Consider the following 14798-nt stretch of genomic DNA (forward strand, 5'->3'; position numbering starts at 1 on the left):
TGAAAACATTGATGAACTCAATAAAGTACTTCAAACAACAGCTACTTCATGGACTGAACGTGTTTAAATTTCCCCCCTTTTATGTCCTAAAACCTAGCTAAAAAACTTTTAAAAAAAGTTGTATGTAAAGGTTTACAAAAAATCGTTCTTGTGATATACTAAAGTCACAAGTTAATACAAAGTGAGTGTTACTAAGTAATATTAGGCATGATCACAGATGACTCAGAGCTATATCTTCTGAGTTCATTTGTGGTCATTTTTTATGCTCACAAAACTTAAATAATAGGGCAAGGAGGTTGCCATGTATCGGATATTAAATCCAATGAATAACAATGTTTCTCTCGTGCGGAATAGCAAGGGAGAGGAGTTGATCGTAATTGGTAAGGGTATTTCGTTCGGTAAGAAGAAGGGAGATTTGATTTCTGAGGATCAGATTGAAAAAGTTTTTCGGATGAAAACAGAAGAGTCGCGAGAAAATTTTATGGCTCTTCTCAAGGACGTACCGCTTGATTTTATTACGGTCACTTATGAGATTATTGATAATCTTTCTAAAAAATATCAATATCCTGTCCAAGAGTATCTATACGTCACTCTGACAGACCATATCTATTGTTCTTATCAGGCTATTAGCCAAGGACGCTATAAGGATAGTAACTTGCCTGACATTTCTGCCAAATATCCTATTGCTTTTCAAATTGCACAAGAAGCTTTTGAAATTTATCGTCAAAAACTGACAGAAAATTTTCCTGAAGACGAAATCATTCGTATCGCTTATCATTTCATCAATGCCGAAGGTGAGAATGAAGTCGAAGTTGTTGAGTCGATTGATAAGAGAAAGGAAATTTTAAAGAGGGTCGAAAGCGTTTTGAAGAGTTATAAAATCCAGCGAACACCTGAAAATAATAATTTCTACGACCGCTTTATGATTCATCTAAATTATTTCTTGGATTATCTGGATCGTAGTCGCGATGATAATCAATCCTTGCTCGATATGGAAGAACATATAAAGAATACCTATCCAGAAGCATTCGAGATTGGTAGCAAAATTTATGAGGTCATTGCTCAGGAAACTGGTCTTGACCTCTACAAGAGTGAACGAGTTTATCTTGTTCTACACATCCAACGTTTATTGTCATAACGCTTTACTAAAAAATATATAAGGAGAATTCTATCATGAATAGAGAAGAAGTAACATTGTTAGGTTTTGAAATCGTTGCCTATGCAGGTGATGCACGTTCAAAATTATTAGAAGCTTTGAAGGCTGCTGAAGCTAGCGATTTTGCTAAAGCAGAAGCTCTTGTTGAAGAAGCAGCAGGTTGCATTGCGGAAGCTCACAAAGCGCAAACATCTATGCTTGCTCAAGAAGCTGCAGGGGAAGAAATTCCATACAGCATCACAATGATGCACGGACAAGATCACCTGATGACAACAATCTTGCTAAAAGATTTGGTGCATCATTTAATTGAACTTTATAAAAGAGGAGCTAAATAATGAATAAGTTAATTGCCTATATCGAGAAAGGGAAGCCTTTCTTTGAAAAACTATCTCGAAATATCTATCTTCGTGCTATTCGTGATGGATTTATCGCAGGAATGCCAGTCATTCTCTTCTCAAGTATTTTTATCTTGATTGCTTTTGTACCAAACTCTTGGGGCTTTAAATGGTCTGATGAAGTAGTAGCACTTTTGATGAAACCGTATAGCTACTCTATGGGGATTCTAGCAGTCTTGGTAGCTGGTACCACTGCTAAATCTTTAACAGACTCCGTCAATCGTAGTATGGAGAAAACCAACCAAATCAACTATATGTCAACGCTATTGGCGGCTATTGTTGGTTTGCTGATGTTAGCAGCTGACCCAATCGAGGGTGGCTTTGCAACTGGTTTTCTTGGAACAAAAGGTCTGCTTTCAGCTTTCTTAGCAGCATTTGTAACTGTAGCTATCTATAAGGTTTGTGTCAAGAACAACGTTACTATTCGCATGCCTGACGAAGTTCCACCCAATATTTCGCAAGTCTTTAAAGACGTTATTCCATTTACGCTTTCAGTTGTTTCTCTGTATGCTCTTGACTTGCTCGCTCGTCAATTTGTTGGTGCAAGCGTTGCAGAATCAATTGGTAAATTCTTTGCTCCATTATTCTCAGCAGCAGACGGTTATCTTGGTATTACTATTATCTTTGGTGCTTTTGCCTTCTTCTGGTTTGTCGGTATTCACGGCCCATCTATCGTTGAACCTGCGATTGCAGCGATCACTTATGCCAATGCTGAAGTGAATTTGAATCTTCTTCAACAAGGTATGCACGCTGATAAGATCCTTACATCTGGTACACAAATGTTTATCGTCACTATGGGTGGTACAGGAGCAACTCTTGTAGTTCCATTCATGTTTATGTGGCTATGTAAATCAAAACGAAATCGTGCTATTGGGCGTGCTTCAGTAGTTCCAACCTTCTTCGGTGTAAATGAACCAATCTTGTTTGGTGCACCACTTGTTTTGAACCCAATCTTCTTTATTCCATTTATCTTCGCACCTATTGCAAACGTATGGATCTTCAAATTCTTTATTGAAACGCTTGGCATGAACTCATTTACTGCCAACCTTCCATGGACTACTCCTGGGCCTCTAGGTATTGTTCTTGGTACAAACTTCCAGTTCTTGTCATTTGCTCTTGCAGCATTGTTAATCGTAGTGGATATTGCAATCTACTATCCATTCCTTAAAGTTTATGACGAACAAATTCTTGAAGAAGAACGTTCTGGTAAAGCCAACGATGAATTAAAAGAAAAAGTAGCCGCAAACTTCAATACTGCTAAAGCTGATGCTATCCTTGAAAAAGCTGGAGTAGAATCAGCACAAAATACAATTACAGAAGAAACCAACGTACTTGTTCTCTGTGCAGGTGGTGGAACAAGTGGACTTCTTGCAAATGCTTTGAATAAAGCTGCTGCAGAATACAATGTTCCTGTGAAGGCCGCTGCTGGTGGTTACGGTGCTCACCGTGAAATGTTGCCAGAATTTGACCTTGTTATCCTTGCTCCTCAAGTAGCATCAAACTATGAGGACATGAAGGCTGAAACAGATAAACTTGGAATCAAATTGGCTAAGACTGAAGGAGCTCAATACATCAAGTTGACTCGTGATGGTAAAGGTGCTCTTGCATTTGTTCAAGCTCAATTCGATTGATGATAGGGACTGTAAAACAGTCTCCTATCATCACGGAAATCGCTAAGGCGAATTTCCTAATCGCCTTGTTAATTCGTCGGTAAAAAGATATCGTTTTTACCTCCTCATGTCACAATTCGACTAACCTTAGGGACTGTAAAACAGACTCCTATCATCATGGAAATCGCTATGGCGAATTTCCTAATCGCCTTGTTAATTCGTCGGTAAAAAAATATCGTTTTTACCTCCTTGAGTCACAATTCGACTGACCTTTGGGGACTGAAAAAGAGTCTCCGATTATATATTTGTTTTCCCCCTTTATGTCACTATTTGGTGACTTGGTACAAGAAGTGAGATGGAGATGGATGGCTCACTAACTCCTCTCCCCTCACTTTTCATTTAATACAATCAAGAAATAGGTGAAAAAATGACAAAAACACTTCCTAAAGATTTTATTTTTGGTGGGGCAACGGCTGCCTATCAAGCGGAAGGAGCTACCCATACTGACGGAAAAGGACCAGTTGCTTGGGACAAATACTTAGCTGATAACTATTGGTATACAGCTGAACCAGCGAGTGATTTTTACCATAAATATCCAGTAGATTTGCAGTTGGCTGAGGAATATGGGGTAAACGGTATTCGTATTTCAATTGCTTGGTCACGTATTTTTCCAACAGGTTATGGTGAAGTAAATCCAAAAGGGGTAGAATTCTATCATAAGTTATTTGCTGAATGTCATAAACGTCATGTAGAACCGTTCGTTACTCTTCATCATTTTGATACACCTGAAGCTCTTCACTCAAATGGAGACTTCTTAAATCGTGAAAACATCGAACACTTTGTAGATTATGCTGCATTCTGTTTTGAAGAATTCCCAGAAGTCAACTACTGGACAACCTTTAATGAAATTGGTCCAATCGGTGACGGTCAATACTTGGTCGGAAAGTTTCCTCCAGGTATTCAGTATGACCTTGCCAAAGTATTCCAATCTCACCACAATATGATGGTGTCTCATGCTCGTGCTGTGAAATTGTACAAAGACAAAGGCTATAAAGGTGAAATCGGGGTTGTTCACGCCCTTCCAACTAAGTATCCATTGGATCCTAAAAATCCTGCAGACGTTCGTGCTGCTGAGTTGGAAGATATCATCCACAATAAATTCATCTTGGATGCAACTTATCTTGGTCATTATTCAGATGAAACGATGGAAGGTGTCAACCATATCTTAGCAGTCAATGGTGGTAGCCTAGATCTTCGTGAAGAAGACTTTGTAGCGCTTGAAGCAGCTAAAGATTTGAATGACTTCCTCGGAATTAACTACTATATGAGCGATTGGATGGAAGCCTTTGATGGTGAAACTGAGATCATCCACAACGGTAAAGGTGAAAAAGGAAGCTCTAAATACCAGATCAAGGGTGTTGGTCGTCGTGTAGCTCCTGACTATGTACCTCGTACTGACTGGGACTGGATTATCTATCCTCAAGGATTATACGACCAAATCATGCGTGTTAAGAAAGATTATCCAAACTACAAGAAGATCTACATCACTGAAAACGGACTTGGATACAAAGATGAATTTGTGGACAACACTGTTTACGATGATGGCCGTATTGATTATGTGAAACAACACTTGGAGGTATTGTCTGATGCGATTGCAGATGGTGCAAACGTTAAAGGATACTTCATCTGGTCATTGATGGACGTCTTTTCATGGTCTAATGGTTATGAAAAACGTTATGGACTCTTCTATGTTGACTTCGATACACAAGAACGCTATCCAAAGAAATCTGCACATTGGTACAAGAAATTAGCAGAAACCCAAGTGATTGAATAGTACAACTAGTTATTAGGTATAGAATTTAAGCGAGGAAAGTTTATGCTCAAAGATTTTATCAAATCAATCTATGAAAAAGTTTATATTATTAACTTTGAACATTACTCTCATGTACCATCCTTGACCAAGGAGCAACTTGCAAGTCTTGGAAAATGGTATGTCTCGACGGGTAAGGAGTGGATTTGTCATTCAGACTATGAATTTGAAGAATTTCAAAAGCTGTTTTTAAATTTTGTCAACGCAGAAGATAAGGATAACATTTGCTTTGAATCGGATTTTATGCCATTTCAACACTAATATAGTAAAAAGAGGAATCTATCTCATAATAGGGGATATTCCTCTTTTTTATCTAGATTTTACCTGAAAGTCAAAAAAATTCTTGACAGATCAATGAGATAGGGGTAAAATCTTAACTAGTTAAATAACCGGTTAATTATATAGGGAACTAACTCACTCGCTCAAATCTTGTTAGATAAATAGAAAATAGAAGGAGGAGTTTTAAAAGTGATTTCGTTTTTCAGTTATATACTTAACCAGTTAATGAAGTTCTTTAGGAAAAAGTGTAGTTCTTTATTTAACGAATAAATGAAATAGAAAGTGTATTAAGATGAAAATCAATAAAAAATATGTTCTTGGTTCAGTAGCTCTTTTGGCTTTAAGCCTTTCCAGTTATGAACTGGGGCGTTTCCAAGCGGTACAGACTAGCAAAGAGCCTAATCGTGTGGCTTATATAGAAGGGAATCAGGCTAGTACTAAGACTGAAAATCTGACGCCTGATGAAGTTAGTCAGCGAGAGGGGATCAATGCTGAGCAGATTGTCGTTAAGATTACCGATCAAGGTTACGTGACTTCACATGGGGACCATTATCATTACTTTAATGGCAAGGTTCCTTATGATGCTATTATCAGCGAAGAACTGCTAATGAAAGATCCGAATTATCAGTTGAAGGATTCAGACATTGTCAATGAAATCAAGGGTGGCTATGTGATTAAGGTAGACGGGAAATACTATGTTTACCTTAAGGATGCGGCTCATGCGGACAATATTCGTACAAAAGAAGAGATTAAACGTCAGAAGCAGGAACATAGTCATAATCATGGAGGCGGTTCTAACGATCAGGCGGTAGTTGCAGCCAGAGCTCAAGGCCGTTATACAACGGATGATGGTTATATCTTTAATGCCTCTGATATCATAGAAGATACAGGTGATGCCTATATCGTTCCTCATGGCAATCACTTCCACTATATTCCTAAGAGTGATTTGTCTGCCAGTGAATTAGCTGCTGCCCAAGCCTTCTTATCTGGAAAAGGCGGTCAATTAAGTACGGTTGAATATCGTTCAAGCAGAGGAGAAACAAGATCTAGTGTGAGAACTAGTCCATCTGAAACTCCTCAAAATCCTGCAACAGCTCCGGAGAGCGAAAATGAGGATTTAGCTAGTCTCCTTCAAGAATTGTACGCTTTGCCACTTAGCCAACGTCATGTGGAGTCTGATGGATTAGTATTTGACCCAGCACAGATTACAAAACGTACTGCAAATGGTGTGGCAGTTCCTCACGGAGATCATTTCCATTTCATTCCTTATTCGCAAATGTCTGCTTTGGAAGAAAAATTGGCTCGAAATCTGCCAATTGGAGGTCAGCCAATTCAAAGTCATGCTGATAATCCGAAACCAAGCAGTTCTGAGAAACCAAGTTCAACCATTAAACCAAACTTTAATCTCAATACGCCGGCACCGAATCGAGGAACTGGAGGAGCCTATACAACGGATGATGGGTATGTCTTTAGTCCGACAGATGTGATTGAAGATACAGGTGACGCTTTTGTTGTACCGCATGGCAATCATTTCCACTATATACCTAAGAGTGATTTGTCAGCAGGAGAATTAGCTGCAGCCCAAGCTTATTGGAATGGTAAACAGGGTTCTCATTCTTCTACAAGTTCAAGTAAACCAAGTAGTAACAATGTTAAACCAGCTCAACCAAGTCTGACAGAGACTCCTAATCTGACTGTCACCCCAACTTATCATCAAAATCAAGGTGAAGACATTTCAACACTTTTAAGTGAATTGTATGCAAAACCTTTATCAGAACGCCATGTGGAATCGGATGGTCTAGTCTTTGATCCGGCACAAATCATCAAACGTACAGCTAACGGTGTAGCAGTGCCCCATGGAGACCATTATCACTTTATCCCTTATTCACAAATGTCTGATTTAGAGCAGAAGATTGCAAGAATGATTCCGTTAAAAGGGCAAAATGGATTAAACGAAATTGTTACAAATATTAAACCTTTAGCATCAAAAGAAGTAGTTCATAAGTTCTTAGGACAACCAATCAAAGCTTATGGAAAAGGTTTAGATGGTAAACCTTATGATACGAGTGATGGATACATATTTACCAAAGATTCCATCGATTCGGTTGATAAATCAGGTGTTATTGCCAAACACGGAGATCATTTCCATTATATGGGATATGGTGAATTAGAACAATTCGAATTGGATGAAGTTGCCAAATGGATTCAAGAAACTGGTAAAAATCCAGATGACATCGTTTCTTTAGTTCACTCAGATGAGGAGGAAAGACCAAAGTTTGATTATAAAAAAGTAACTAATAAAATTTCTAGAAATAGTAAAGTTGGTTATATAATTAATGAAGGTGGTAAAGATTATTTTTATTCACGTGAAGAACTCGATCTTACTCAAATAGCTTTTTCTGAGCAGGAACTAATGCTTAAAGATAAAGATAATTATCGTTATGATATTGTAGAAACAGAAATTAAACCAAGATTAGCTGTTGATGTATCTAGCTTGCCTATGCATGCAGCCAATACTACGTATGATACTGGAACTTCTTTCATTATTCCGCATATTGATCACATTCACGTCGTACCTTATTCTTGGTTAAATAGTGAGCAAATAGCAACTATAAAATATGTAATGCAACATCCTGATGTGCGTCCTGAAGTTTGGTCAAAACCAGGTCATGATGATGCTGGATCTGTTATTGCTAATGTAACTCCTCTTGAAAAACGTCCTGGAATGGAGAACTGGCAAATTATCCATTCTGCTGAAGAAGTTCAGAAAGCACTTAAAGAAGGCAAGTTTGCAACTCCTGATGGATATATTTTTGATCCTCAGGATGTATTGGCAAAGGGAACCTATATTTGGGCAGATAAATCTTTCAGTATTCCAAGAGCGGGAGGTGGTTCATTGAGAAGTATCACTAAATCCGACTTATCAGAAGTAGAATGGAAAGAAGCACAAGACTTAATAGCAAAAAGAATAAAAGAAAAAGAATCCAAAACTGAAACGTTTACACATCCTAATAAAGAATTAAAACCTGATTCAAACAATACTGAAAATAGTGATAAGAATAATACTGCTGTAGATAAAAATGAGGAGCAACCGAAGAAAAATACAGGGGAGAATGAGACTGGTACAACCAACGAAATTCCTTCAGAAAATAAAGAGAATGCCAAAGAAGAAAATGACGATGATTTACCAGACTATGGGTTAGATAAAGTAACTTTAAATGAACATATAGAAAAGTTAGCAAAAATTGCACAAATCGATCCTAAGTTTCTAATCTTTCAACCAGATGGGGTTCAGTTTTACAATAAAAATGGTGAATTAGTGATGTATGACATTAAGACACTAAAACAAATAAAACCTTAAAAGATTTTTATTAGTTATAATCTATTCGAAAGGATATTGTTCGACTTTTGATTGAATAATGTCCTTTTCTTTGTTAAAAAAATGAAATTTGCCGTCTTAAAAAATGAATCAAGGAGTTCTAAAACAATTAAAAGTCAAATGATAAAATGACTAGTGAGAACTGATAATGAAATCTAGTTCTCACTTTTTTCATGAAAATCTATAAAAAATATTGACATTTTAAATTTTTAGGAGTAAAATGTTTACTAGTTAATTAAACGGTTAAATACTAGTTAAGGAGTTGTTATGAAAAAAAGAACTATCCTATGGCTCATGCTGGCCTTCTTTGCCCTCGTTTTAGGAGCTTGTGGACAAAAGACCAGTCAAGACAAGAGTGTTGAAAATAAGGGAATGAAGATTGTGACCAGTTTTTATCCTGTCTATGCTATGGTCAAAGAGGTTTCAGGTGATCTAAATGATGTTCGGATGATTCAGTCTAGTTCTGGTATCCATTCCTTTGAACCTTCTGCAAATGATATCGCAGCCATATATGATGCCGATGTTTTTGTCTATCATTCTCATACACTAGAGTCATGGGCGGGAAGTTTAGATCCAAGCCTGCAAAAATCAAAGGTAAAGGTCTTAGAAGCATCAGAAGGTATGACCTTGGAGCGCGTGCCTGGCTTAGAAGATATGCAGGCAGGAGATGGGATTGATGAGAAAACCTTGTATGATCCTCATACTTGGTTAGATCCTGAAAAAGTTGCTGAAGAAGCACAGATAATTGCTGATAAGTTATCAGAATTAGACAGTGCTAACAAGGATACCTATCAGAAAAACGCACAAAGTTTTAGTGCTAAAGCTCATGATTTGACAAAGAAATACCAACCCATCTTTGAAAAGGCTAATCAAAAGACATTTGTGACCCAACACACAGCCTTTTCATATTTGGCAAAACGATTTGGACTAAATCAGCTTGGGATTGCAGGAATATCTCCTGATCAAGAACCAACTCCAAGACAATTGACTGAAATCCAGGAATTTGTAAAGACTTATAAGGTCAAAACCATCTTTACAGAGAGCAATGCATCATCTAAGGTAGCGGACACACTTGTCAAATCAACAGGTGTGGGTCTTAAAACCCTCAATCCTTTAGAGGCAGACCCACAAAATGATAATTCTTATTTAGATAATTTAGAAGAGGATATCGCAATACTAGCAGAAGAATTGAAATGAGGAAATTATGAATAAAACAAAGAAATATTTAGCTGGATCAGCAGTAGTTATTGCGCTTAGTGTTTGTGCTTATGTTTTAAATCAGCACCAAGAAGCAGAGAAGAAGGAAGATAATCGTGTATCTTATGTTGATGGGAACAACAATGAGTCTAAAAAGAACGAAAATTTGACTCCTGATCAAGTTAGCAAAAAGGAAGGCATTGAGGCCGAACAAATTGTTGTGAAAATTACTGATCAGGGATATGTGACTTCTCACGGAGATCATTTCCATTACTATAATGGTAAAGTTCCTTTCGATGCGATTTTTAGTGAAGAACTAGTCATGAAAGATCCAACTTATCAATTGCGTGATGAACACATCGTTAACGAAATTAAAGGTGGTTACATAATCAAAGTTGATGGAAAATATTATGTCTACCTAAAAAATGCTAGTCAAGCTGAAAATATTCGTACCAAAGAACAAATTGAAAAACAAAAACAAGAGCATACATCAGATAGTGGCAGTGCAAGTAAGGAAGTTCTTGTTGCCAGAGCACAAGGTAGATATACAACAGATGATGGTTATGTCTTTAATGCTGCAGATATTATTGAAGATACAGGTGATGCTTATATCGTTCCACATGGTGGGCATTATCACTACGTTCCAAAGAGTGCCCTGTCTTCAAGTGAATTAGCAGCAGCTCAAGCCTATCTAGCTGGAAAAGGAAGTCAACCAAGTCTAACGGATTATAAACTAAATCCAAGTGTTACACCAAGTTCTCAAGCCGATAGCCCAGCAATAAACATCCCAGTTGATCAAGAGGATAGTCTCCAAAGTCTTCTCGCTCAGTTATATGCTTTACCAGTTAGTCAACGCTATCAAGAATCTGATGGTTTGGTATTTGACCCAGCTAAAATTACTAGTCGTACACCATCAGGAGTTGCGATTCCACACGGTAATCACTACCATTTCATTCCTTATAGTAGTATGTCTGCTTTGGAGCAAAGAATTGCTCGTTTGATACCACTTGGAGGTGTTCTAACACCAACAAAACCGATAGAAAATCAAAATAAACCAACAGTTCAGCGTGACCATGAAAATGTAACTCATAACACCCATCATGAAGATGAACATGATCATGGCTTTGCAGCTGAGCGTGTGATTAGAGAAGACGAGCAAGGCTTTGTGGTTTCACATGGAGACCATGCCCACTATTTCTTTAAAAAAGATTTATCGAAAGAACAGATCAAGGCAGCACAAGAGCATTTGCATGGGCATGTCCAAACAGAAGTTCCAAAAGATAATCATAATACTCATAAAGAGAATGAAGCGAAACAGGAGCATCATGAAGATGAACATGATCATGGCTTTGCAGCTGAGCGTGTGATTAGAGAAGATGAGCAAGGTTTTGTAGTTTCACATGGAGACCATGCCCACTATTTCTTTAAAAAAGATTTATCAGCAGAACAGATTAAGGCAGCACAAGAGTATCTGCATGGGCATGTCCAAACAGAAGTTCCAAAAGATAATCATAACACTCCTAAAGAGAATGAAGTGAAACACGAGCATCATGAAGATGAACATGATCATGGCTTTGCAGCTGAGCGAGTGATTAGTGAGGATGAGCAAGGTTTTGTGGTTTCACATGGAGATCATGCCCACTATTTCTTTAAAAAAGATTTGTCAGCAGAGCAGATAAAGGCAGCTCAAGAGCATTTGCATGGTCAACATCAGGCAGAACCTGTTAAACCTCTTGCCAAGACTGTAGAAAGTTTCTCTCGAGATGCCAGCGATGAAGAAAAGATAGCTTATATCTCTAAAACCTATGGTGTTCCGCTTGAAGCTATCCGAATTTCAAATGGATTCTTTGTATTTGGAAATCCAGACCAGGCTTACGACCCAACTCACATTCACCCTTACGCAGTTCGAAAAGAACACGTTCGTATTCCGCTTCAAACAGGAGATGCAGAGCTTGATTTCCTAAACGAACTCTATACAACTGCACTTCGTGATGGTGTCTCTCCATATAGTTTGCAGGTGGAAAATGGTAGCTTTGTCATTCCTCACGGTGATCATAATCACTACATCAAAGTACAAACTAAAGGCTATGAAGTGGCTTTGAAACATAAGATTCCTGCCTTGCAATCTAACTACCAACCAGGAGCCTTTGATGAAGCTACTGTTCAAAATAAGGTTGATCAACTTCTAGCAGAAAGTCGTGAAGTCTATAAAGATAAACCAATTTTACAAAGACAAATTGAGCTTGCCTTGGGTCAATTCTCTGAAAATATGAAGAAACTCTCAACCAACTCTACAGCTGGTTATCTGGCTGCTTTAGATCTCTTTGACAAGCAGTATATCCATGTTGATGCTAGCGTAAAACCAACAGAAATCAGTCCTTTAGATAAGAAATATCAAGGTTTAGTAGATAAGATTAATACCTTAGATACGGATGCTTATGGACTTCCGAAGAAGGATCTCTTGGCTCAACTCCAAGAAAATAAATTAGCCCAAGATGAAGCTGGTTTAGATGCTGTTGAAGCTAAACTAGAAGCTCTTCAAGACTTTAATGATCGTACTGGAGTTACAACAGTCGAGTACATTAAGTATTTCTATCAACATCTGTCAGATGGTCGTTTAAATGATACTCTTAGAAATAAGGTTGCCAACTTAACTTGGACCCTTTATCAGTCACAATCCTTCCTCAAGGCGACTGACTTGAACAAACTCTTCCCTGAAATCTATCAAACAAAATTAGAGGTAGAAGAAGCAGTGAAGAATGAATCTGTTGCTCATAAACCTTCTGAAACGATCCTAGATACTGAAAAAGTGGATGGTCACAGTGCTAAAACGGCAGTTTATGAATTTTTGAAAGGTTTGTATGATGATATTAAGCCAGAGGAACAAAGTAATCATGTTCGAAAAGGTCAAGTAGAAGAACTCTTAACAAAAGCTGATGAATTAGTGGCTCAAGTCAAAGAAGAAGGCGTAAAAGCTTCCCTTGCTGACGAAGTGAAAAATCTGAAAGCTGCTCTAGATAAAGAGGACGCAGACCTTGATGAATTAAACACGCAAGTCCAAGACCTTCTGAAGCGTATTTCACAAATCATTCAGACTGAACGTGAGAATGCTAATCAAGACCCAGAGGTTTTAGTTCTTTATCAAAAACTTTATAATGGTGTCATTGCCCTTCATACTTATTTGGAAGTGAATAATGGTTCTGATGCGGACTTTGAAAAAGTGGATGCCTTGTTTGATAAATTGTCAGCTGCAAGCAAAGACAAGCAAGCTCTTCTAGCACTTGCTCAAGAAATTGTCTCATTAAACCAGGAATTTCAATCCAAAGTCAAGCCAGCTGAAGCTAACACCGAAACAGCAAATAAAGAAACAAACGATAAACAAGCTGAGTCAACCTTAACTCCTGCAACTACATCTCCAGAAACAAGAGAAAAAGTAGCAGAATAACAAAATGTTCAGTCAGCTACCGTGTCAAAAGTAGGATGCTGATAAAAAAAAGGGCTCTTTTCTACCATTTGTCAAGTATATCAAGGGCCTTAAGTAAAAAAGAGATAAGACAGTAGCTATTCTGAGGTTACTGTCTTATTTTTACCACTTATTGATCCATAAAAGGGCATGCTAAAAAACACCTCATCTGGTATTTTTTGAAACAAGGTGTTATAATAATACGGCATAGATGACCTTATCGATTTTGGGTCAAAGAGTAATCGTAAAGTTTGTTATGCGTAATGAGGTAATACATTGTTCGAATGAGACGATGTATAGAGGCAATCGCATGTGGCTTGGTTGAAGCTATTGTCGATTGTCTTTTTCGTTTCTCATAAAAGTCGGCGATATGGCAGGGATTGGTATGACTAGCTGAAGCGATGTTATGAATGCACTTGAACAAGATTTTTCTGGCATAGGGATTACCTCGCTTAGTAATGTGTTCCTTGGCGAGAAAGTTCCCAGATTCATAGTGTCTCAGGTCAATGCCAATAAAAGCGTTGATTTGATTGGTAGACTGAAAGCGCCGAATATCTCCCAATTCGCCAATGATAGATGTCGCTGTGGTTTCTGCGATGCCAGGAATTGATCGTAAGATGTCATACTCTGGTAAAGGCTGCGCTAGAGCTACCATGTCGTCTAAGACAACCTGTCTGTGCTCAGAAAGACGAAGCAATTCTTGAGCATAGTAACGAACCTCTTCAAGCATTGGGGAGATTTTCTTGACCGCACAAAAAGATTGTTTAGCGAGTTTTATAAGTTTATCAGTCAGATAAGCAATACGCTTTTCAGAGATTCGTTTGGAGGTAGATTGACGGATAATCTTACACAATTCATTTTGAGATAGGTTTAATACAAACTCTTTGCATGGAAAAGCCATCACTAAATTCCAATATTGCTCTCCAGTTGGTGTGGATAAGAGATTTTCCAATTCAGGAAAGGTGACTTGTAAGACCTTGTGTAGACGGTTTTTAGCTCTAACAATGTCTTCTGTAAGATTTTGATAGAAACGGCTTAAATCACGCAGATGTTGATAAACTTCTTCCTGCGCATAAGTTGGTTTACGATTGAGTATAAACTGAGAATGAGCCAACTTTTCAGCGTCAATTTTGTCTGTTTTACGAACTCGCAGACTGTCCAGTTGCTTCTTAGCTTCCAGAGGATTCAGCTGTGTATAAGCGTAGCCGTATTCCTCAAGAAAGGCTCGAAGACGCCGAGAATAGACACCAGTAGCTTCAAATATAATCTCAGGGTTATGAACAGTTTTCAAGTCATTCAAAAGACGATTGAAGCCAATGGCGTCATTGAGCATAGTGTATCCATGAATCTTTTCACCGTTGACTAAAATTGCCACCTCAGAACTTGCCTTACTCACATCAATCCCAAATACTGTACGCATGATATTACCTCTTTTGTCTTGAATAATTC

9 protein-coding genes are annotated in these 14798 nt (G+C 38.0%); 8 read left to right on the top strand and 1 reads right to left on the bottom strand.

Translation table 11 applies throughout. The annotated features are described in order from the left end of the window. Positions 1-301 precede the first annotated feature (301 nt). The 8 genes from ADH81_RS05860 to ADH81_RS10745 all read left to right on the top strand — a co-directional run bounded on the left by ADH81_RS05860 (position 302) and on the right by ADH81_RS10745 (position 13331). On the top strand, positions 302-1138 hold the full coding sequence (locus ADH81_RS05860; protein ID WP_049527212.1) for a PRD domain-containing protein: 837 nt from the start codon (positions 302-304) through the stop codon (positions 1136-1138). Positions 1139-1173: 35 nt separating this feature from the next. Then, positions 1174-1491, top strand: coding sequence for a PTS lactose/cellobiose transporter subunit IIA (locus tag ADH81_RS05865; protein WP_049527213.1), 318 nt, complete (start codon positions 1174-1176; stop codon positions 1489-1491). Next, entirely contained in the window at positions 1491-3182 is a 1692-nt protein-coding gene (locus ADH81_RS05870; RefSeq protein ID WP_049527215.1) for a lactose-specific PTS transporter subunit EIIC, read from the top strand. The genes ADH81_RS05865 and ADH81_RS05870 overlap by 1 nt, the downstream gene beginning before the upstream one ends. A 406-nt stretch (positions 3183-3588) precedes the next feature. Continuing rightward, entirely contained in the window at positions 3589-4995 is a 1407-nt protein-coding gene (gene lacG, locus ADH81_RS05875; protein WP_049527217.1) for a 6-phospho-beta-galactosidase, read from the top strand. Positions 4996-5037: 42 nt separating this feature from the next. Then, positions 5038-5292 carry a DUF3884 family protein gene (locus tag ADH81_RS05880; RefSeq protein WP_049527218.1) on the top strand — a complete coding sequence of 85 codons (255 nt, stop codon included), beginning with the start codon at positions 5038-5040 and terminating at the stop codon, positions 5290-5292. 310 nt (positions 5293-5602) lie between these two features. Next, positions 5603-8671 carry a pneumococcal-type histidine triad protein gene (locus ADH81_RS05885; protein WP_049527220.1) on the top strand — a complete coding sequence of 1023 codons (3069 nt, stop codon included), beginning with the start codon at positions 5603-5605 and terminating at the stop codon, positions 8669-8671. A 285-nt stretch (positions 8672-8956) separates the two neighbouring features. Beyond that, positions 8957-9886: a metal ABC transporter solute-binding protein, Zn/Mn family gene (locus tag ADH81_RS05890; RefSeq protein ID WP_049527221.1), complete on the top strand. Its 930-nt coding sequence runs from the start codon at positions 8957-8959 to the stop codon at positions 9884-9886. A 7-nt stretch (positions 9887-9893) separates the two neighbouring features. After that, positions 9894-13331, top strand: a complete 3438-nt coding sequence (locus tag ADH81_RS10745) for a pneumococcal-type histidine triad protein (protein ID WP_049527223.1) — start codon at positions 9894-9896, stop codon at positions 13329-13331. Positions 13332-13566: 235 nt separating this feature from the next. Here ADH81_RS10745 and ADH81_RS05900 read toward each other — a convergent pair whose 3' ends face one another. Then, positions 13567-14769, bottom strand: a complete 1203-nt coding sequence (locus ADH81_RS05900) for an IS110 family transposase (protein WP_049527613.1) — start codon at positions 14767-14769, stop codon at positions 13567-13569. Positions 14770-14798 lie beyond the last annotated feature (29 nt).

The sequence above is a fragment of the Streptococcus pseudopneumoniae genome (genome assembly GCF_001072925.1).
Classification (GTDB): Bacteria; Bacillota; Bacilli; order Lactobacillales; family Streptococcaceae; genus Streptococcus; species Streptococcus pseudopneumoniae_Q.